This is a genomic window from Chryseobacterium sp. C-71 (genome assembly GCF_020911865.1).
GTDB lineage: Bacteria > Bacteroidota > Bacteroidia > Flavobacteriales > Weeksellaceae > Chryseobacterium.
This window is the reverse complement of record NZ_CP087131.1, coordinates 957,173-977,180: the sequence shown is the minus strand read 5'-3', so window position 1 is coordinate 977,180 and position 20,008 is coordinate 957,173. Positions and strand designations below refer to the sequence as shown.

The 20,008-nt window shown below is 33.2% G+C and carries 21 protein-coding genes; 9 read left to right on the top strand and 12 right to left on the bottom strand.

What is annotated here, in order from left to right; genetic code table 11:
* Window positions 1-5 precede the first annotated feature (5 nt).
* From LNP04_RS04380 to LNP04_RS04365, 4 genes are all read left to right on the top strand, one after another.
* Window positions 6-764, top strand: coding sequence for an NAD(P)-binding domain-containing protein (locus tag LNP04_RS04380; RefSeq protein ID WP_229985359.1), 759 nt, complete (start codon window positions 6-8; stop codon window positions 762-764).
* 114 nt (window positions 765-878) lie between these two features.
* Window positions 879-1,217, top strand: a complete 339-nt coding sequence (locus tag LNP04_RS04375; RefSeq protein WP_229985358.1) for a hypothetical protein — start codon at window positions 879-881, stop codon at window positions 1,215-1,217.
* Entirely contained in the window at window positions 1,204-1,506 is a 303-nt protein-coding gene (locus tag LNP04_RS04370) for a type II toxin-antitoxin system RelE/ParE family toxin (protein ID WP_229985356.1), read from the top strand. Before LNP04_RS04375 ends, LNP04_RS04370 begins: the two co-directional genes overlap by 14 nt.
* 174 nt (window positions 1,507-1,680) lie before the next feature.
* Complete coding sequence (locus tag LNP04_RS04365) at window positions 1,681-3,309, top strand: NADP-dependent glyceraldehyde-3-phosphate dehydrogenase (protein WP_229985355.1); 1,629 nt, start codon at window positions 1,681-1,683, stop codon at window positions 3,307-3,309.
* 161 nt (window positions 3,310-3,470) lie between these two features.
* Here the strand turns inward: LNP04_RS04365 and LNP04_RS19555 are convergent, their stop codons facing one another.
* The 6 genes from LNP04_RS19555 to LNP04_RS04340 all read right to left on the bottom strand — a co-directional run bounded on the left by LNP04_RS19555 (window position 3,471) and on the right by LNP04_RS04340 (window position 8,074).
* Window positions 3,471-3,614, bottom strand: a complete 144-nt coding sequence (locus LNP04_RS19555; RefSeq protein WP_407928655.1) for a hypothetical protein — start codon at window positions 3,612-3,614, stop codon at window positions 3,471-3,473.
* A gap of 136 nt (window positions 3,615-3,750) precedes the next feature.
* Entirely contained in the window at window positions 3,751-3,984 is a 234-nt protein-coding gene (locus tag LNP04_RS04360) for a hypothetical protein (RefSeq protein ID WP_229985354.1), read from the bottom strand.
* Window positions 3,985-4,020: 36 nt separating this feature from the next.
* Window positions 4,021-4,521 carry a hypothetical protein gene (locus tag LNP04_RS04355; RefSeq protein ID WP_229985353.1) on the bottom strand — a complete coding sequence of 167 codons (501 nt, stop codon included), beginning with the start codon at window positions 4,519-4,521 and terminating at the stop codon, window positions 4,021-4,023.
* A gap of 331 nt (window positions 4,522-4,852) precedes the next feature.
* Window positions 4,853-5,875, bottom strand: a complete 1,023-nt coding sequence (locus LNP04_RS04350; protein WP_229985352.1) for a DUF4365 domain-containing protein — start codon at window positions 5,873-5,875, stop codon at window positions 4,853-4,855.
* A 498-nt stretch (window positions 5,876-6,373) separates the two neighbouring features.
* Window positions 6,374-7,033: an RDD family protein gene (locus tag LNP04_RS04345; RefSeq protein ID WP_229985351.1), complete on the bottom strand. Its 660-nt coding sequence runs from the start codon at window positions 7,031-7,033 to the stop codon at window positions 6,374-6,376.
* A 210-nt stretch (window positions 7,034-7,243) separates the two neighbouring features.
* Window positions 7,244-8,074 carry an alpha/beta fold hydrolase gene (locus LNP04_RS04340; RefSeq protein WP_229985350.1) on the bottom strand — a complete coding sequence of 277 codons (831 nt, stop codon included), beginning with the start codon at window positions 8,072-8,074 and terminating at the stop codon, window positions 7,244-7,246.
* 410 nt (window positions 8,075-8,484) lie between these two features.
* Between LNP04_RS04340 and LNP04_RS04335 the strand changes: the two genes are divergently transcribed.
* Window positions 8,485-8,976, top strand: a complete 492-nt coding sequence (locus tag LNP04_RS04335) for an RNA polymerase sigma factor (protein WP_229985349.1) — start codon at window positions 8,485-8,487, stop codon at window positions 8,974-8,976.
* A gap of 86 nt (window positions 8,977-9,062) precedes the next feature.
* Window positions 9,063-9,662 (top strand): hypothetical protein, encoded by a 600-nt coding sequence (locus tag LNP04_RS04330; protein WP_229985348.1) that lies wholly within the window; start codon window positions 9,063-9,065, stop codon window positions 9,660-9,662.
* A gap of 66 nt (window positions 9,663-9,728) precedes the next feature.
* Here the strand turns inward: LNP04_RS04330 and LNP04_RS04325 are convergent, their stop codons facing one another.
* From LNP04_RS04325 to LNP04_RS04310, 4 genes are all read right to left on the bottom strand, one after another.
* Complete coding sequence (locus LNP04_RS04325) at window positions 9,729-10,295, bottom strand: DUF417 family protein (protein WP_229985347.1); 567 nt, start codon at window positions 10,293-10,295, stop codon at window positions 9,729-9,731.
* Between the two features lie 61 nt (window positions 10,296-10,356).
* Complete coding sequence (locus LNP04_RS04320) at window positions 10,357-11,190, bottom strand: AraC family transcriptional regulator (RefSeq protein ID WP_229985346.1); 834 nt, start codon at window positions 11,188-11,190, stop codon at window positions 10,357-10,359.
* A 58-nt stretch (window positions 11,191-11,248) separates the two neighbouring features.
* On the bottom strand, window positions 11,249-11,809 hold the full coding sequence (locus LNP04_RS04315; protein ID WP_229985345.1) for a YdcF family protein: 561 nt from the start codon (window positions 11,807-11,809) through the stop codon (window positions 11,249-11,251).
* Window positions 11,810-11,813: 4 nt separating this feature from the next.
* Complete coding sequence (locus LNP04_RS04310) at window positions 11,814-13,358, bottom strand: S41 family peptidase (RefSeq protein WP_229985344.1); 1,545 nt, start codon at window positions 13,356-13,358, stop codon at window positions 11,814-11,816.
* Window positions 13,359-13,500: 142 nt separating this feature from the next.
* On the opposite strand from LNP04_RS04310, the gene LNP04_RS04305 reads away from it, so the two are divergent.
* A complete protein-coding gene (locus LNP04_RS04305) occupies window positions 13,501-14,592 on the top strand; it encodes an MBL fold metallo-hydrolase (RefSeq protein ID WP_229985343.1) in 1,092 nt (363 codons plus the stop codon).
* A 1-nt stretch (window position 14,593) separates the two neighbouring features.
* Here the strand turns inward: LNP04_RS04305 and LNP04_RS04300 are convergent, their stop codons facing one another.
* Complete coding sequence (locus tag LNP04_RS04300; RefSeq protein ID WP_229985342.1) at window positions 14,594-14,881, bottom strand: GNAT family N-acetyltransferase; 288 nt, start codon at window positions 14,879-14,881, stop codon at window positions 14,594-14,596.
* Window positions 14,882-15,085: 204 nt separating this feature from the next.
* Here LNP04_RS04300 and LNP04_RS04295 point away from each other — a divergent pair, with 204 nt between their 5' ends.
* Together LNP04_RS04295 and LNP04_RS04290 are read left to right on the top strand one after the other, a co-directional pair.
* Complete coding sequence (locus LNP04_RS04295) at window positions 15,086-16,003, top strand: IS982 family transposase (protein WP_407928602.1); 918 nt, start codon at window positions 15,086-15,088, stop codon at window positions 16,001-16,003.
* Window positions 16,004-16,189: 186 nt separating this feature from the next.
* On the top strand, window positions 16,190-17,380 hold the full coding sequence (locus LNP04_RS04290; protein WP_229985341.1) for an MFS transporter: 1,191 nt from the start codon (window positions 16,190-16,192) through the stop codon (window positions 17,378-17,380).
* Between the two features lie 316 nt (window positions 17,381-17,696).
* Here the strand turns inward: LNP04_RS04290 and LNP04_RS04285 are convergent, their stop codons facing one another.
* Window positions 17,697-19,916 (bottom strand): NADP-dependent isocitrate dehydrogenase, encoded by a 2,220-nt coding sequence (locus LNP04_RS04285; protein ID WP_229985340.1) that lies wholly within the window; start codon window positions 19,914-19,916, stop codon window positions 17,697-17,699.
* Between the last annotated feature and the right edge of the window lie 92 nt (window positions 19,917-20,008).

Here is a 20,008-nt window from a genome sequence, read left to right as displayed (position 1 = left end):
TTAATATGAAAAAACTAGGCATCATAGGCTTCGGCTGGCTCGGCAATCACATCGCAAAGAGACTATCAGAACAATACGAAATTTTTGCAACCACCACCACAGCATCAAAAATTGAAAGTATAGAATCCAAAGGTTATCATGCTAGTTTAATCCGTTTTTCACATGAACTGTATTCTGAAATGAAAGAATGGAAAGTTGCAAAAGAACTGGATGCCATTTTTATTTGTGTGCCTTTTTCTGGACTTCGGGGAGCCAAAGTTCCGATGAATGACAAAAGGCAAAACCTGCTCAACTTTCTGGGAGATTACAAGGGTCAGTTATTCTTGGCAAGTTCCACAGGTGTTTACCCTGAAACCGAAAAAGAATTTACAGAAGACGATCAGCCTGCGAAAGAAGTAGAAAGTGAAAGTTTTATTTTAGAAAAATTTCCTGAAACAAATATCCTGAGATTGGCTGGTTTGATGGGTGGTGACAGACTTTTAAAAAATTACAACATCTCAGGTCTGGATCAGTTGGTGAATCACATTCATTATTCAGATATCGTTTCGGTGATCGAAAAAATGCTTGAAAATAATTCTGAATCTAAAGTCTATAATGTTGTTGCACCAATTCATCCAAACAAAGAAGAGGTGATCAATGCGCAGAAAGATTTGCCTTACAATGGAGAAAGAACAGCGATTGGAAGAACTATTTCTCCTGAAAAATTGATTACTGAATTGGATTTTGAATTTCAATTTCCCGATCCGAGGTATTTTCATTTGTAGAATTTCTATCTGTGGACTTCGACGCAAGATTTAATTCAAAGCTAAAAATTTTCAAAAGAAAAGAAGATTTTTATTACATTTGTCTCATAAGTCGATACCAAAATATATAAAATTATGATAGCTGAAATAGAAAAATATATAGAGATTCAAAATAACATTGATGAGATTCTGAAAAATTCTCCTTTCAAAATGTCATACATTATTGAGAAATCAGGAATTAAAAAGCCTACTTTTTTCAAAAAACTAAAAGAAAAAAGATTTACGCCGGAAGAACTTTTAGTCATTTCTAAAACGATTGAACCTAAAGAATGGAGAAATGAAACCAAAGAAGAAATTCTGGAATCGTTGAAAAAAGCTCAGGAAGAAATTGATAATGGGAAAACTACGGATTTCTACGACTTTGTAGCGGAACGCAGGGAAAGATTAAAAACTTTGAAAGATGCGAAAGGTTAAGATTTCTTCTGAAGCAAAATTAGATTTAATTGGAATTGAAGAATATTTGCTAAATAAATGGAATGAAAAAGTAGCAGATGATTTTTATCAAAAACTAATTGATGCAATTGATATTTTGGAAACTGCTAATGTGAATTTTGAAAAATATTTGGATACCGACTTTAGAAAATTTCTTTTAACAAAACATAATACGATAATCTATAAGGTAATAAATGATGAAATAACTATTGTTCGCATCCTGCAGAACTTCCAAGATCCCGATGAAAATTATAAATCATTAGAAAAATAATCACAAACACATTAACTCGGCAATTTTGCTGAGTTTTTTATGCCTCAAAAAGTATATTAAATTTCATTCAAAAACCTTGTAAATAGAGCAAATCTATGAGTTTGTTATTCGGAAAGTCGATCTTAAACTCTAACTTTATTCTTTCAAATTTCAAATTATTAAAAATAAAAATTTATGAGTTCAGCAAATACAGAATCATTCAAGGAAATTTTTAAAAGCGAAAACGAAATCCCCGAAGAATATAAAGTTCAGGAAATTCATCAGAGAGTTTATCTTTTAAACGGCGAATTGGTAGAGTGGAAGGGTGACGTTACAGAAATTTACTCTCCGGTCTGCATCCGAACGGAAAACGGGTTAGAAAGAAAATTGCTGGGTAGCATTCCCAATATTGGTGTCGGTGAAGCGATGGATGTACTTGACGCATCTGTAAAAGCCTACAACAATGGCCTCGGCGAATGGCCAACCATGTCTGTAGAAGGCCGCATCAAATGTATGCAGAAGTTTGTGTACTTAATGATTAAAGAACGTGATCTTATTATCAAATTATTGATGTGGGAAATCGGGAAAACCTTACCGGATTCCACCAAAGAATTCGACCGTACCGTAGATTATATCAACCAAACCATTGATGCCTTAAAAGATTTGGATCGTGAGTCATCCCGTTTCCAACAGGCGGAAGGTACCATTGCACAAATCAGAAGAGCGCCGCTTGGAGTGGTTTTAAGTATGGGACCGTTCAATTATCCGCTAAACGAAATCTTTACAACGCTGATTCCTGCATTGATTATGGGGAATACGATTATATTTAAACTTCCTAAGCACGGTGTTTTGGCACATTACCCTTTATTACATGCCTTCAAAGAAGCTTTCCCAAAAGGAACGGTGAATACTTTATATGGAAAAGGTTCTGAAATCATCACCCCAATTATGGAAAGTGGTAAAGTGAACGTCTTGGCATTTATCGGTTCTAGTAAAGTAGCCAACGGACTGAAAAAACTGCACCCAAAAGTCAACAGACTTCGTGCAATTTTAAGTTTAGATGCAAAGAATGCAGCCATCGTGACCAAAAATGCCAATCTTGATATTGCTGTGAGCGAAATTATTCTCGGAGCACTTTCTTTCAACGGACAGCGTTGTACGGCTCTGAAACTGATCTTCGTACAGAAAGAAGTCGCCGAAGAATTTACAGCTAAATTAAATAAAGCCGTTTCAGAATTAAAACCAGGTTTACCTTGGGAAAAAGATGTGAAAATCACGCCGCTTCCCGAAGCTAATAAGCCTTCATATCTTAAAGAATGCATTGAAGATGCTGTATCTAAAGGAGGAAAAGTTCTCAATGAAAACGGTGGTTACAACGAAGAATCTTTTGTATTTCCTGCGGTGGTTTATCCGGTGAACAGCGATATGAAATTATATCATGAAGAACAATTCGGACCAATCATTCCTGTGGTGCCATTTGAAACAATTGAAGAGCCAATTGATTATCAGGTCAACGCTTCACACGGGATGCAGGTGAGTATTTTCAGTGAAGATGCTTTGGAAGTTTCACAATTAATTGATCCTTTTGTGAATTTGGTAAGCAGAGTAAATATCAACTGTCAGGCACAGCGTGGCCCAGATGTTTTCCCATTTACCGGAAGAAAAGATTCTGCCGAAGGTACGCTTTCGGTGTTTGATGCGCTTCGTTCGTTCTCTATCAGATCTTTGGTTGCTGCAAAATCTACTGAGTCTAACAAGAATCTTCTGAATACCATTGTCAGAGATCACGATTCTAATTTTTTGAGTACGGATTATTTGTTTTAGAATAAAAATTAGAGTGAAAAATTTCATCAAAATTCATATCCCCGTTCCTAAAGGGTGTCATTATGAAGAAATTTAAATCAATTCCGTCCCTTTTTTGAATTGAGGTGAGGTAAAGAAAATTGATTTTATAAAAGACAAACCTGCTGTGAGGCAGGTTTTTGTTATTTTATTTTTGATGTTTTTGGATTTTTACTTCCATGTCTTATTGTCAAAACATAAAGGTTTTCACCTATGATTTCATAATAAAGTAAATATTTCTGAATAACTTTAACCTTCACATCTTTAATATCGGTTTTTCTTCCAATTTCAGGATACTGTGAAATTAAGATAAGTTGGTTTTCAATGAGTTTATTTAGTTTTTGCTAAAAGTATTAGATTTATTTCTGTCCATCCAATATTCCAGAATTTCCATCAGTTCTTTTTTAGCTTTATTCGTCCAAACTATTTGTTTAGCCATTCATCAATATCTTTTTGAACATCAGTATTGTAATGAACTTTTCCTTCGGCAACCTCATTTCTGGCTTCAGCAATTGATTTTTTTTCTTCTTCATCAGTGATGTAAACTGATTTTTCAGTCTGAAATTTCAGCAATTGCAAAAGTTCTTCAAGTCTTACCTTATCGGTGATTGAATTGATTCGGTTGATAATATCAATCTTTAAATCTGCAGTATTCATGATAGTGCTTTTAATTGTCCTATAAAATTATGAAAATTATTTATTCGTCAAGATACTCTCAATAGACTCCACAATTTCTTTTTCTACACTTTCTTCATTTAAGCTCTCAAGCGTGTAGGTTTGTTCTTTCATAGCGGAAGTTCCGGTTCCGTTTTGGAAAATGGTGTCCTGATGAACGCCTATTTTTTTATAGAATTTATCGGCAATGAACATAATGTGCGGAAACTTATTATTGGTATAAAAATTAGAATCCACATTTCTTGCAATCTGAAGTTTGATGTTGGTTTGCCCATTTATTCCTGTTGCATTTTTACTTTCTTCATTCAGAGAGATTTTGCAACCATAGCCGTTTTGTCTCAGCATTCTTCTGAATTCTTGCATTTTTGGGTCGATGAGGTTTTTGCACAACGTTTTAAAACCTTCAATAAATAAATCTTCTTCGCTTTTTTGCTTTTCCTGGCTTTCTTTCAGTTTCTGTTCTTCCGTTTTTAAGTTTGAAAACAGAGAATTCAGTTTATTTAAATTTTCTTCTTTCATTTGATTTTGTATTTTCGAATTGGTTTTGATGTACCAATTTTTATTTCTTTAAATATTTTTCAAATATAAATAAATCAGGACAAAATTATTTGGTAAATCTCAAAACATAGATTAACAAAATCCATATTTACGAATAACAACCGCACATTACAAAAATTCATCTTCTTTGTCAGGTTGATTTTTGCGAAGAAAAAGACGAGGTAGATGAATATGCTTAATTTTCTATGGTGAAAATTATAAAAAATAACAAAACCTGCACTTAGGCAAGTTTCGAGGGTGCGAGCATCTTTCTTGTATTCATTATATATTTGAAATCACTTGCATTACATAACTAAGGAATTTTTTCGAATATCTTTTTAGTCATTTCACTAGCTTCTTGTGTTTCAAATATTAACAAGTTTAAAACATCTAAATATTGATTTTTAGCTTCTTTAAAAATAATAAAATTATATGTAGGCATACTTTTTAGAGTATTTCTTAAAACTATAAATTTTTTCACTGCGAAATCAATTTGAGAAGGAACTTGTCTTAATAAATTACTATCACCTCCAAAATTTTCGAACTTTAAATTAAAAATCTGAAGATTAATCAGTAATTTTTCAAAAGCACTAATGCCTACAGAATATAATTGTGAAAACAACTCTATCTCAGTTTCGGTTCTCTTTGCAGTTAAATTCATTGTCTTAGATAATGCTTTGTAAAGAATTGAAACTTCGGAACTATAATTAATAGATTTTTTTTCGTTGAGTAGGGAAAATTGCTCAGTCTTTTTGCTTATTTCTTCTGATTGTAGATTCATAATTGCTGTAATATTATTTATGCAAACAGTCGCATCACTAATTGATTCTAAATCTGAAATTATATCTTCGAAATCATTAGAAGCAACTCTTCCACGATAAACATCAAATTTTTCATCGTTTTTCTCAGAAGTAATTTTTATGAGTCTATTTTGTGATTTTTCGTTAAATTCTTGTTTGAATGGAATTTCAATTTTCCATCTTTTTTTATTTTTTTTGAAATTACTTTCTTTAATCTCTTGCCAATAAGTTTTTCCTTCTTCTGGAATATGTGCTATAAGGATGATTGGAATACAAAGGTTTATCCAATAATTGTAATGAATATTAGTAACATAATGGGAAAGTCCTTTTTCCGTTTTGTAAAAGTTACCGGAACCACTTTTAATTTGAACAGCAATAAATTTTCCCGTTGGTTCACCATTTTCAATCTGTTCAATAATTGCATCTAAACCAACATCCACAATTGGCTGCTCACGAAAAATCCATCCAAGATTTTGGATTACAATTTTTTCTGTTTCATTAACTCCTATTCTTTCTGTTGGATTATATCTATTCATGACGTTATTACCAGCGTTCGTTTTATTGCAATGTGTTAATGTTAAATAATTTCTAAATATAACTAACTCAATCCACTCTTAAAAACGTTTTCACGTAATCTCAATAAAAATTACACTCTCCAAAACATCCCCGCTTGAAACCCAATAATTTCTATAAGCTCAAAATAGTATGAAAACTATATTAAAATAAGGATTAGGTCACATTAGCATAAATAATTATCCGTGATTTGGAAAAGATACTCAAAATTTATTTTAATTTGATTACTTTGATGTAAGGGTTTTCTGGCTGGGAATTTTTTACTCTAACATTAATGAACTAATGAAAGCAGCGAATAACTCCACACAGACAACACCTATAGATTCTCCAGAAAAACCATAAAAGAAATGGGCTGCAAAATATCTGTAGCCCATTTTTATTTATGATGAATTTTCGTTTGGTTTAAGATTGATTTAACTTTAAATCATTAAGATTTTTTCTAAACTTTAGAATTTCTGAGATTACCTTCTCTCTCTTCCAATCTCTGCTACCACAAGCGTTCCTGCAAGGTTATCATGCAGACATTGATTTTTTTCGTTGAAGAAAAACATCAGATAGCCGATGAAAAATGTAAGGACATTCAGGATATTTGCAAAGAAACGACCCGTGGACTGACCAAAATTAATTTTAGCACCATCGGTGCTTACTAATTTGATATTGACCGCTTTTTGTCCAAGGGTTTGCTGGTCTGCGCTGCAATGCATCAATGCAAAATACAACCATCCGGGAAGTATTGGGATAATAGCAGATGGCAATACGATGATTAAAACATCAAGTATTCTTGCACCCAATCGCTCACCAAAATTAGCGAAACGATAGTGCACGATGTCGTTTTGTTCGTAGACTTTGATGGTGTTGTCTGATAAATATTCTACATAACCGATTTTCTGTTTTATAGAAGTTTTCTGAGGGATGTGTATCGGTAAATTGTTACTTACAGCTGGTGGCGAAACTAGATTAAATAAGCTTTTAAGTTCTTCGATTTGCTCTGCTTCTGTCCAGTTCGTAATACCTCCGTGCCAGACGAGATCGTTTTTTTTGATATTTAATTCCTTTAGTTGTTGAATTGTAAACGGACCTTTTCTGTCTGATCCATCAATGAGAAAGTATTTTTGTTCCATAATTTGTATTTATTTTATCTCTTAAATAGGATATAAATTGTTTATTTAAGAATTGCCAAATATAAAGAACCTCGTTCATTCATGAAAATGTTATTTTGTAATTTTTTGGCTTAAATCTAAAAAAAAAATGAACCGCAAAAAAATCTTGCAGTCCATTTTTATTTGTGATGAAATTTTTAATTTAAATTGACTTAAAAAATCAGGTTTAAATTAGTTACCATTTAAAAAAAAGGTAATAGTTGCATTCAACTGTTCGGCATGAGTGACATTTAAACCATGCGGTGCACCTTCGATGATTACAAAATTATTGTTTGCAATACTTTCTGCTGCTTGTTTTCCGGCTGTGTCGATGGGTACGATCTGGTCGTTGTCACCATGTACAATCAGCGTTTTTACATTTACATTTCCAAGTTCCGGTCGGAAATCTGTATTTGCCCAGCTTTCAGCACATTTTATGGTGGCAATAGGAGAGGCGCATGAGGCAATGCTCCAATCGTAGTTTAGTTGTGCCTGACTTACCGTTTGTGAAAGCAATCCGTAGTTGTAAAAGTTTTTGTGAAATGTTTCCAGGAAAGTGACTCTATCGGTTTTAAGATTTTCCATAATTCCATCTAAGTCTTCCTGCGGAACACCATTCGGATTGTCATCTTCCTGTTTTACCAAAGGAATAATTGATGAGATCAATGCAATTTTATCTACATTTTCAGAACCATAATTTGTTAAATAACGAACCACTTCACCACCTCCCATTGAAAATCCGAAGAGAATAACGTTTTTTAAATCTAACTGAGTAATAATTTCATGTAAATCAGCTGTTAATCCATCATAATCATATCCATCTGAAGTCGGTGCCGATTTTCCGAAACCTTTTCTGTCGTAGGTAATGACTCTGTAACCTAAATCTAGGAGAACCGGAACTTGCAGCTCCCAAGATTTTCCGCTCAAAGGCCACCCGTGAATTAAAATAATCGGCTGTCCCGAACCGAAATCTTCATAATAAAGTTCAAAATTTTTGCTGTCTTGTTTTGTAATGTAAGGCATATTAATATTTTTTTGTGATGTGATTACTTTAGACACAAATTTTGCGCCACCACAAGTGTGAAATAAAAATGTGGTATATTTTTTTGGATTTTAATTATTTTTAAAAGATTTAAAATTTAATATGCTTTTGGGTTGTTTGTGTGCGTCCACGCAGAACCTTTTAAAGGTTAACTTACTGTGTTTAATTTTGGAATCTTTAATCGCAAAGCGAGACAAAGTTTTTTTTATTTTCTTGCTGTTTTTAAGATAAACAAAGTCGTAAACTTCGGAAAGAAACACAAGTTATTATTAAAGTGATTTAACCTTGACAAGGTTGCCGAATGAAAAATGATTGAAAACTTATTAAAGAAAAAATAAAAAAACTGTAACATTTATTTCAAACAACTACTAACTCCATAGAGTTGAAAGCCATGACCTCATTAGAACAGGAATTTTTACATAAAATCGAAAAACATAAAGGAATCATTTTTAAGATTTCTAAAATGTACATGGATGATAAAGATGACCGCGACGATCTTTTTCAGGAAATTACTTATCAGGTCTGGAAAGCGTATGCAGGTTTCAGAGGTGAAAGTGAATTTTCAACCTGGCTGTACAGAATCGCTTTGAATACAGCGATTGTCTTCTTGAAATCTGAAAAGAAAAGAAGCTTTATCAACAACGAAGATTTTACTGATTACAAAATTGTGCAGGATGAATATGACCTCGAAAAAGAAGAGAAACTCTCTGCAATGTACAAAGCTATTAATCAATTAAATCCCATCGATAAAGCATTTATCTTTTATTATCTGGAAGATTTCTCAGGGAAAGAAATTGCCTACCAAATGGGGATTTCTGAAGGAAATGTACGTGTGAAAATGAACCGAGCAAAAAACAAACTGAAAGATATTTTAAATAATTAATAGGCAGGATGCTGAAAGTTTGAAGCTGGAAAACTTCCAACATCCATCTCCCAACTTCCAGCCAAGAATTTACAAAAACCAACATTATGAATATAGATGACCTTAAAAATACATGGAATGACGATGTTTCAGAGGAAACACCCGAAATCAGCATCGAGCATAGCAACAAAATCAATCTTCCGTTAGAAAAAATCAGAAGAAACATGAGAATGGAGTTTTGGTCAACGGTAGGAATTTTAATTTTCGGATTTCTCATCGTTTGGATTCCTATTCCTGAAGCTCCGTTTAAATTTAAGTTTTATCTGACGGTATTGCTGTTTTCAATGGTGATTGTGGTGTCGTTTTTCTTTAGTAAATTTTTCAAATTGTATAAAGATATTAGCAGTCCGATGATGAAAACTTATGAGAATCTGAAGGATTTAAAGTATCAATTTGATCTGAACAAGCAATATTATCTTTCATTTATGCTTTCATTCGTACCGTTTTTGGTATGTGAACTGATTATTGTAATTGAATTTATTCCTAATCCCAAACCATTGAGTAATGTTCAGATTGCTACAACTATTCTTTCAATGCTTGCAGTTGGGCTTTTTGGTTTATTCTTACTTGGAAAGTATTGGTACAGAATTTTTTACGGAAAATATGTGAGTCAGATTGAAAGTCTATTGATTGAGCTTAAAAAATAACATTTAGATTTTCGATTATAGTTTCGGCGGGCCTTTGGCCCGCCGAAAATCGTTAATTATAAAAATTTACACCTTTCTTAAATTCAAAATACTTTTTGCGGAATCTGATGCGATCACCAATCCTGCTCCCATCATAATGACATCTTTTATAACCAATCTCCCTGCTCCTGAAAGCAACGGAAATCCGTGTTCGGAACCTCCCAAATCAGGAACCCAGACTTCGGGTGTTGTAATGAGAAATGAAAGAGTTACAAAAGACATTCCTGCCGTTAAAATTCCACTTATTAAACCAATTTTTGGATAAAAAATTCCCAATAAAACTGAAATTCCGATCAGAACAATTGCCGTTCCTAATCCGTAAGAAAAAGTATATGTTCCGTTCGCTTCATGCCATTTTACATTTTCGGGAATTACTTCACCTTCTTTGTTTTTATGAAGCTTGTAATTATCTTCATCTGAAACATTGTTATTCAGCATAAAATTCATAAAAGGTGAGTTTGCTACAAAAGGAATAATTCCTTCCGCTTCGTAATGAAAGGCTTTCAGGCCGCCGATCCAAGCCATTACAATAAAAATGCTTATTCTTAAAAAATGAATAAAATTTTTCTGTGAGTTTGCTAAGAGTTCTAACATAATTTATTTTTTGACAAAGTTATGCTGAACCCAAAGCCTATGAAATGGATGATTGTGGACGTTATTTGTACAAATCTGCCACGATGGAAATTCCTGTTTCTTTTCTAAATTGTGTAGGCGAAATACCGACGTATTTTTTGAAATATTTACTGAAATGAAATTCATCATTAAAATTGAGTTCTACAGCTATTTCTTTGATTGATTTTCTTGTGAGATGAATCTGTTTTTTCGCTTCCAGAATTACCCTTTCCTGAATAATCTGAGAAGGGGTTTTATTAAATTTAGATTTAATTTTTTTGCTTAATGTGTTGGAAGTTACATGAAGTAAATCTGCATAAAAAGACAGATTCTTTTCCGAAAGGAAATGTTCTTCCACCAAATTTTGAAATGATTTGAGTTCGTTAAAATCATCTTTAATTAATTCTTTATCCGGAAGTAATTTATTCTTTTCCCGACTAGAAATTGCTAAAATCAGCTGAAGATATGACTGTAAAACAGAACCTGAAAAATCTTCATGGTGATTTACTTCCTGAATTTTTGAAAAGTATTCTGAAATTTCAAAATAAACTTGTTCAGTCAACGAAAAATGTGGAAAAAGATAGATGTTGTTGAAAAGTAAGCCATTGCATGCAACTTCCTTTTTATGAAATTCTATACAATAAAAGTCACTGTGAAAATTTAGAACTTCAACATCGATTTGAGCTTCACTTATAATCTGAATATTCTGAAAAGGGGAAGAAAAAAATACAGTTTTTCCGGTAAAATTATATTCTACAAAATCAACGACGATTTTTCCGTTTCCGTCAAACAGAAAAATATGATACATTGAATCGGCGAATATATTTCTGAAATACTCTGAACTCTCTTTCTGGACAGAAAAAAATGTATTTTTCATATGATAAAACTACATATTTTTTTATGCTTTTCTTAAATTGATGCTTCTTTAATTAGATTTACTGTGTATAAAAAGCCGGAAATTCTCTCAGAATAGAATAAAAATCCCGCCATTCAAAATATCTCGGACTTGCACTGCTTACATTCTCAAATCCTTTGTCTTTAAACAATTTTTTAGTTCGTGTTACGTGAAAATATTGTGAAACAACGATAAGACTTTTAAAGCCATACTTCTTTTGAATTTCTAAAGTATTTTCAACGGTTAATCTTGTATTATCTCCTTTGTTATCAACGATAATGACAGAATCTGGAATGCTTTTGTTAATGAGGTGTTCTTTCATTTTTGAACCTTCATAAAATCCTTCTTTTCCCAAACCGCCACTTACAATTATTCTTTTAATACGATGATTTTGATACAATTCAACTCCGGTTTCAAGACGTTTTTCCAATCTTTCAGATAATGTTCCGTCTTTATTTACTTTATTTCCAAGAATTACTGCAACATCTGCTTGAGCTCCGTTATCAGATAAACCATCATAAATAATGTACACAGAGTGAATGACAAACCATGTGAAAATGGTAAAACAGATAATTTTTAAAACTTTAAAGAAGTGTTTCATTGACTTAATCCTGAATTTTATTATCCTTCAATTTCTGAATATTATTCTTTACCCAATCTAGCTGTACATCTTTTTTATCAATAATATCTTGCATATTTTGGGTAATCTCAATATCAGGAACAACACCTTTTTGAGTATTTCCAAAGGTAATGTTGGGTTGAACTAAAAGCACTCCGATCGGTAAATCTATTTTGGAGTTGGGAAGTTTTTGGTAAGAATAAAATCCGGCAACTGTCCCGTCATTGGCACCACCTGTTTCTTCTCCTACTAACGTTACACGCTTGTCAAATTTTAATTTAGATGAAATAATAGACGATGCCGAAAAACTTCCGCCGTTAATCAGAACATATACTTTTCCTTTGAAAGCGTTTTCTTTTGGTTTGGTGGATTTATTTTCCTTCATTTTATAATATGCAATTCCGTCTTTTCCTTTGTAAACGTTAAGCGCCTGATACAAGAAATATCCTGGATAAGCCAAACTTTTGTAAGTGTATTCCAATGGATTTGATTTTCTGAAATAATTGGTTTTCAAAGGAGTCACTCTTGAAACTAGCTGAGAAGGTTTTATCAAAACAAAAGGTTCTGGAGCCAAATAAGAATACAATTGATTGATTTCATACAACGATCCACCGTAATTTTCACGAATGTCGATGATGAGGTAAGAAGATTCTGCATTTTTGATCCTTGCAAAAGATTCTTTGTAAAATTTATCTGAAAACGTTCTGGAGAAACTTTTTATTTTAATGTAAGCAATCGTACTGTCTTTATCTAAAAATTTAAAATTTCTGTTATAAGAGCTTGTTGCAGCCACATAATCATTCAGCTTTTTCTCAGGAGTTCGTTTTTTCTCGGCTTTATCTTTTTCAATTTCTGTTTTATTTTTTGACTCTCTTTTTAATGTTAAAATTTGTTTTTCGTCATTGTAAAGTGTTTCAATTTTAGCACTGTCCATAATTCCTTTTTCGGCAACGAAAAAATTAAAGAAAACATCTTTCAGATAATACGGATAGAAAGTGGTGTTGTAACCGTCACTGCTTATTAATTGACGGTATTTTTTCAGATAATCTGAGACTGGAACACCATTAATACTTAAAAGTTCAGTTCCGGGTTTAATATTTTGAATGGAATCTTTGTTTTCAATAAAATATAAATGATCTTCTTCTACGTGGTATTCAAATCTTCCGAAAAGTCCTTTTTTGTTTTTTAAAGCTTTAATTTCTTTTTTAGAAAACCTTTTTGCAGGAATTCTCAATGATAAATGTCCCTCACGGATTTTTGCAATGACAGGCTGTAATTTAAAATAAAACTGAGTTGAAGTGAGAGGTTTATTGATAGTGGTTTTTAAACTGTCAAATTTAAAATCAAGTTCTTGTTTTGAAATATACCAATTCAAATTTGGATGTATTTCCTGAAGTTTTCGATAGGCAAAATCTACATCTTCACGAAGTTTTTCTGGTGAGATCAAGCTTACTCTTTGTTCATTATATTTTTTTACGGAACTGCATGAAAAAAGACAGAGAACGAATAATGCGGTTAAAAAATATTTCAAGGCGTAGTTTTTTTAATAAACGAATTTAAAAACTTTTAAATATAATCAGAAATAAAAAAGTAAATTTCATTTTCATGCGTCAGTGATGAAAGAGTAGTAAACTTAGAGAAAGTTTTTTACATTTGAATTTCAAATTTTCACAATGATCTATTTTATCATATTGGTTGCAGTTATTGCAATTACAACGTATTTAGTAATGTCACAGCAGGTTTTCGGAGCAGAACCAAAAGGGAAACGTTTAGAAAGAATGCTGAAATCTGAACATTATAAAAATAAACAGTTTCAGAATCTGAGTTACACGCCATCTTTAGCAGAAGGATATACAATGCCGAAAGTAATGTTTGATTTCTTCTTTAAAAAGAAAGATCCTTTTTTGAAACCACACCACAGCGTACCTGCAATCCACACTAATTTAAAAAATCTTCCGAAAAATGAGGATGTTTTTATCTGGATGGGGCATTCATCGTACTACATACAGATTGATGGGGTTTCTTTTTTGATTGATCCTGTTTTGAGTAATTACGGTTCGCCTTTTAAATTTTTCAACAAAGCTTTTCCTGGTGCAGATTTATTCAAACCTCAAGATGTTCCGAATATTGATTATCTGGTGATTACCCATGATCATTACGATCATTTGGATTATCCTACCATCAAAGCAATTCAGTCGAAAGTTGATAAAGTGATTATGCCGTTGGGAGTTGGGGCGCACTTTGAAAGATGGGGTTATAGCGAAGATCAACTTTTGGAAGAAGAGTGGGGAGCTTCTCTTAATCTTAAAAACAATTTTAAAATTACCTTCACTCCGGCAAGACATTTCTCAGGAAGAAAACTCCACAGAAATAATACATTATGGACTTCCTACGTTCTCGAAACACCGAATAAAAAACTATTTTTAGGCGGAGACAGCGGTTATGATACTCATTTTAAAATGATTGGCGAAAAATACGGTCCGTTTGACTACGCCATCATGGAGAACGGGCAATATAACCCAGCCTGGAAATACATTCATGCATTGCCGGAAGATGTTATTCAGGCGAGTATCGATATTCACGCAAAGAATATTATTCCGGTGCATTCGGGGAAATTTGCTTTGGCTCTGCATCCCTGGAATGAGCCTTTACAAAAAGTAACAACCCTTGGGAAAGAGAAAAATTTACACATTCTCACTCCGAAAATCGGTGAAAAATTAGATTTAAATAAAACAGATCAACATTTTCAGAATTGGTGGGAATAATTTAGTCATGCCAGATTCCTTTGTAGCGTTTTGGGTGGTTTTCTAATTGCTGTCTTACAAAATCGCATTCCGGATCGATCATCAGATCTTTTTCCTCAGCATAATTGACCAATTTATCTAAAAGAAGTTTGGCGTAACCACGTCCTTCCAAATCTTCATCGATCTTGGTATAATATACATTCATCAATCTTCCGTCCACAGAAATCGACATATAACCTACTTTTTTATCATCTATTAAAAGTTGTAGTTCGTCCTGATACGGTGTTATATTAAATTTTATATTTTCCATAATTTCTATTTTTTTGTGAAAACTCTTTCTTAAAATTACAAATTAAATTTTTTATTAGAAAGATTTACCAATAATTGGAGTTAATTTATAATCATTTAAATTAACCTGAGTTCGGGATAAGAATACAAAATAAATTTGCAATAAAAAGCAATAATTCGTATATTTAAGTATCTAACATTCAAATATTTAAACGAACTATTGCTTATGATTTTGAAAGACCAAATTACAAATATTTTTGTACAAGTTGATGATTTCTGTAAAGAATTTGATTTCCAAATCAAACACATGAAATTTCAGGCGCTCGGCGACCAAAAGAAGAGAAGAAACAGAAGATCTATGATGTCGGATTCTGAAATTATTACGATTATGATTGGTTTTCATCTGGGTGCACACAAAACATTTAAGCATTATTATCAGGAAATAGTTTGTGGTTATTGGAATAATTTGTTTCCCAAAGCCCTTTCCTACAATAGATTTATAGAACTTCAGCAAAGAAGCTTTGTGGTTTTTGCCTTATTTTTGAAAGAAAAATGTCTGGGTAAATGTACTGGAATCAGCTTTATGGACAGCACAACTTTGAAAGTTTGCAGAAACCAAAGGATTCACAATCACAAAGTTTTCAAAGGTTTGGCAGAGCGAGGAAAATCTTCGATGGGTTGGTTTTATGGGTTTAAACTGCATTTGGTTTGTAATGAAAAGGGAGAACTTTTATCCTTTTATATAACGAAAGGAAATATTGATGACAGAAACCCAAAGCATATCAAAAAAATGACGCAGCAGCTTTTTGGAAAACTATTTGCCGATAAAGGATATCTTTCCAAGGCTCTTTGGGAAATGCTTTTTGCTGATGGAATCCAGCTTTTTACTAAACTTCGTAAGAATATGAAGAATCATATTATGAAAATGGAAGACAAAATTTTGCTCCGAAAAAGAGCCATCATTGAAACGATCAATGATGAATTAAAGAACCATTGTCAAGTGGAACATACTCGCCACAGAAGTGTTAGTAATTTTATGATGAATATTTTGGGGAGCTTAACTGCTTATTGTTTCTTCCCCAAAAAACCATCATTAAACTTAAAAAAAGTAAATGATGGTCAATTGTTTTTAAATTTTGCTTAAACCGAACTCAGGTTAAATTAATAATTGCAGTTAAGGCAAGATGTAAAATTGCTTTTAATATTATGAATGCTCATTTTTTTAATTGTTTTTTTCAATATTTCATTTTGAATTTTCGGTATGTTTTCTTTGATTAAAAACACCGACTTTTGTAAATCTTTTTAATCTACCGAAGTATTTAATTTCCAAATGAAAACGCTCAAAGAAAAAAATCAGTTTATTGCTACGATATTGGCTTTTGCCGTAATTCCGATGTCGGGTTTGGCAACAGATATTTATCTTCCATCAATGCCGAGTATGGCTACAGAGCTTCATCAGCCGGAAAGCAGCATTCAGCTTACACTTTCTATATTCTTAATCAGTTATGGGCTTACTCAGTTTTTTGCAGGAAGTGTTGTCGACTCGTTCGGTAGGTTCCGGGTTTCTGCCATTTCTCTGGCTTTGTTTGTTGTTAGTTTTTTGATTACTGCTTTGACGAAAGATATTTTGGTAATTTATGCAATGCGCGTTTTGCAGGGGATTTTGTCAGGATTTGCAGTTGTCTCGAAAAGGGCATTTTTTGTCGATGTTTATGAAGGCGAAAAGCGAAAACATTATCTGAGCATCATGACCATTGTTTGGTCTGTAGGTCCCATCATTGCTCCTTTTATTGGTGGTTATCTTCAGAAATTATTTGGATGGCAATCTAATTTTTATGTTTTAGCAGCATATAGTTTGATTTTACTGATTTTTGAATTGGTTTTTTCCGGAGAAACTTTAAAAATCCAGAAGCCTTTTAATTTCAATTATGTACTTAAGGAATATGATCTGATGTTCCGGACAAAAGATTTCTTTTACGGAATGCTGATGTGCGGAGTGAGTTATGCAATGGTGATTTTCTTTAATTTGTGTGGAGCTTTTATCATCGAACACAAGATGGGATATTCCGAAGTTGTTGCAGGATATGTTTCATTGATTCTCGGCTTTGCCTGGATGACAGGAGGATTTTTAGGTAAAGCTTTAATTAAAAAAGCATTTCTTCCGAAAATTAGATATGCAAATTTTATTCAGATCTTTTTAATTGTAGCAATGATTTTCTGCTCTTTTTACCTGAATAATATTTTTACATTGGTTGCATTTGCGTTTGTTATACATGTGACGGCAGGATTTATCTTTAATAATTATTTTGCGTACTGCATTGGAAGATTTCCTGATTCTGCGGGTATTGCAGGAGGTTTGACAGGTGGAGTAGCCTTCATTATTACGTCAGCAATCAGTTACGGAATTGTAGCTTTAATTAAACCCGAAATTCAGCTTGAAGTTGCACAAGGATATTTTGTCCTGGGAGTTTTAGGATTGATTATTTTGAGTATTACGAAATTGAGAAAAGCGCATATTTGAATAATTAGAAATTAGAAATTAGAAATTAGAAATTAGAAATTAGAAATTAGAAATTAGTTTTTTGATAAATTTCAAATTTTGTATTAATCAATATCAATAGGAGGGCTTTAGCCCGCTTTATTTTTTATAATATAACGATTGGCTTTAGCCAAAACTTAAAAACATTTCGTTATTACTATGCTTAGGTTCCTCCGGAATTACAAACTCTTGTATATTTTACCGTGTTATTAATGAAAAATATTTGTGCTATTCGTGTTTTAACGAAACAAAAAAGCCCCTTTAAAAAGGAGCTTTCAATTTATATTAAATTCGAAAATTAAATTCCGTCAATAATTTCATTTAAAACCGTACTTGGTCTCATTGCCTCATACGTTTTGAAAGTATCAGTTTTGTAGTATCCATCAATATTTTGAGGCTTACCTTGAGCGCCAATTAATTCAGAATTGATCACTTCTTCGCTTTCCTGCAATGCTTCTGCAACCGGAGCAAATTGATTTGCCAATTCAACATCAGCAGTTTGGTTAGCCAAAGCTTCTGCCCAATACATTGCCAGATAGAAATGAGAACCTCTGTTATCGATTTGTCCTACTTTTCTTGCAGGAGATTTATCAGTCGCTAAGAATTTAGCATTTGCTTCATCCAATGCATCCGCAAGAACCTGAGCTTTCGTATTTCCTTGAGTTTGTGCTAAATGTTCTAAAGATGCTTGTAAAGCTAAGAATTCACCTAAAGAATCCCATCTTAAATAACCTTCTTCTAAGAATTGCTCAACGTGTTTTGGAGCAGAACCTCCAGCTCCAGTTTCGAACAAACCACCACCATTCATCAATGGAACGATAGAAAGCATTTTAGCAGAAGTTCCTAGCTCAAGAATTGGGAAAAGGTCTGTAAGATAATCTCTCAATACATTTCCTGAAACAGAAATCGTATCTTTTCCTTCTCTTGCTCTTTTCAACGTTTCCGTCATTGCATCTTTAACATCAAGAATTTTGATATCCAATCCGTTTGTATCATGGTCAGCAAGATATTTTTCAACTTTTTTGATCATTTCTCTGTCGTGCGCTCTTCCCTTGTCTAACCAGAAAATTGCCGGAGTATCAGAAAGTCTTGCTCTGTTTACAGCTAATTTTACCCAATCCTGAATCGGAGCATCTTTCGTCTGACACATCCTGAAAATATCTCCGGTCTCAACTTTTTGAGAAAGAAGAACGTTTCCGTTTTCGTCCTGAACTTCAACTGTTCCTTCAGCAGATGCCTGGAAAGTCTTGTCGTGAGATCCGTATTCTTCAGCTTTTTGAGCCATCAAACCAACGTTCGGAACAGAACCCATTGTGGTAGGGTCTAATTTTCCGTGTGCTTTCATATCATCAATCACTGACTGATAGAAACCTGCGTAAGAACGATCAGGGATGATACAAACTGTATCTTCTTCTTTCCCTTCTTTGTTCCACATTTTTCCACCGCCCCTTACCAAAGCAGCCATAGATGCATCAACAATGATGTCAGAAGGAACGTGGAAATTCGTAATTCCTTTATCAGAATTTACCATTGCCACTCTTGGTCCGTTTGCCAAAGCCGCTTCAATATCCGCTTTGATTTCAGCTTCCTGAGCATTTCCTTTGATTTTATCGAAAAGGTCAGCAAGACCGTTGTTTGGATTTACATCTAAAGAATCGAAAGTCTCAGCATATTTAGTGAAAACATCTTTGAAGAAAGTCTCAACGATCGCTCCGAAAACGATTGGATCAGAGATTTTCATCATCGTAGCTTTCAGGTGAGCCGAAAGTAATACATTTTTATCTTTAGCTTCTTGAATCGCTTCCTTAACGAAAGATTTCAAAGAATTTAAATTCATTACAGAAGAATCGATCACTTCTCCGGCCTTTAGATCTGCGAAATCTTTTAATAAAGTTTCTGCACCGTCATTACCTTTAAAAACGATTTTATATTTTGTAGCGTTCTCAAGAGTCGTCGAAGTTTCAGTTCCGTAGAAATCTCCGCTGTTCATGTGAGCAACGTCAGTTTTGCTGTCAGATGCCCAGTCGCCCATTCTGTGTGGGTTTGTTTTTGCATAGTTTTTAACGGCTTTTGGAGCACGTCTGTCAGAGTTTCCTTCTCTTAACACAGGATTTACAGCACTTCCTAATACTTTAGCATATTTAGCTTTGATGGCTTTTTCCTCGTCATTTTTCGGTTCTGCAGGATAGTTTGGAACTGCGAAACCTTTAGCTTGTAATTCAGCGATTGCAGCATCTAGCTGTGGTGCAGAAGCAGAAATATTTGGTAATTTGATAATGTTTGCGTCAGGCTGAGTCGCTAATTCACCCAATTGAGCTAAAGCGTCATTGATTTTCTGATCATCTTTCAAAAACTCAGGGAAGTTTGCTAAAATTCTTCCTGCCAAAGAAATATCCGGAACGGCGATTTCAATGTTTGCTGGTTTTGTAAACGCTTTTACAATCGGTAAAAACGAGTGTGTTGCCAACATTGGAGCCTCATCTGTAAGTGTGTAATAGATTTTTGATTTTTCTGACATTATACTGTTATTTATTATTTAAAGTTTTAGTTTCACAAATTTAGTAAATATCATCGTTTTATCAGGAGTCTTTGTGTAAAAAAAGAGGCTTT

Bases quoted from the DNA above. Each gene is read 5' to 3' on its own strand.
- LNP04_RS04375 (WP_229985358.1), top strand. From the start codon at position 879: ATGATAGCTGAAATAGAAAAATATATAGAGATTCAAAATAACATTGAT.
- LNP04_RS04380 (WP_229985359.1), top strand. From the start codon at position 6: ATGAAAAAACTAGGCATCATAGGCTTCGGCTGGCTCGGCAATCACATC.
- LNP04_RS04300 (WP_229985342.1), bottom strand. From the start codon at position 14,881: ATGGAAAATATAAAATTTAATATAACACCGTATCAGGACGAACTACAA.
- LNP04_RS04350 (WP_229985352.1), bottom strand. From the start codon at position 5,875: ATGAATAGATATAATCCAACAGAAAGAATAGGAGTTAATGAAACAGAA.
- LNP04_RS04295 (WP_407928602.1), top strand. From the start codon at position 15,086: ATGATTTTGAAAGACCAAATTACAAATATTTTTGTACAAGTTGATGAT.
- LNP04_RS04340 (WP_229985350.1), bottom strand. From the start codon at position 8,074: ATGCCTTACATTACAAAACAAGACAGCAAAAATTTTGAACTTTATTAT.
- LNP04_RS04305 (WP_229985343.1), top strand. From the start codon at position 13,501: ATGATCTATTTTATCATATTGGTTGCAGTTATTGCAATTACAACGTAT.
- LNP04_RS04330 (WP_229985348.1), top strand. From the start codon at position 9,063: ATGAATATAGATGACCTTAAAAATACATGGAATGACGATGTTTCAGAG.
- LNP04_RS04285 (WP_229985340.1), bottom strand. From the start codon at position 19,916: ATGTCAGAAAAATCAAAAATCTATTACACACTTACAGATGAGGCTCCA.
- LNP04_RS04335 (WP_229985349.1), top strand. From the start codon at position 8,485: ATGACCTCATTAGAACAGGAATTTTTACATAAAATCGAAAAACATAAA.
- LNP04_RS04315 (WP_229985345.1), bottom strand. From the start codon at position 11,809: ATGAAACACTTCTTTAAAGTTTTAAAAATTATCTGTTTTACCATTTTC.
- LNP04_RS04345 (WP_229985351.1), bottom strand. From the start codon at position 7,033: ATGGAACAAAAATACTTTCTCATTGATGGATCAGACAGAAAAGGTCCG.
- LNP04_RS04365 (WP_229985355.1), top strand. From the start codon at position 1,681: ATGAGTTCAGCAAATACAGAATCATTCAAGGAAATTTTTAAAAGCGAA.
- LNP04_RS04370 (WP_229985356.1), top strand. From the start codon at position 1,204: ATGCGAAAGGTTAAGATTTCTTCTGAAGCAAAATTAGATTTAATTGGA.
- LNP04_RS04320 (WP_229985346.1), bottom strand. From the start codon at position 11,190: ATGAAAAATACATTTTTTTCTGTCCAGAAAGAGAGTTCAGAGTATTTC.
- LNP04_RS04360 (WP_229985354.1), bottom strand. From the start codon at position 3,984: ATGAATACTGCAGATTTAAAGATTGATATTATCAACCGAATCAATTCA.
- LNP04_RS04355 (WP_229985353.1), bottom strand. From the start codon at position 4,521: ATGAAAGAAGAAAATTTAAATAAACTGAATTCTCTGTTTTCAAACTTA.
- LNP04_RS04325 (WP_229985347.1), bottom strand. From the start codon at position 10,295: ATGTTAGAACTCTTAGCAAACTCACAGAAAAATTTTATTCATTTTTTA.
- LNP04_RS04290 (WP_229985341.1), top strand. From the start codon at position 16,190: ATGAAAACGCTCAAAGAAAAAAATCAGTTTATTGCTACGATATTGGCT.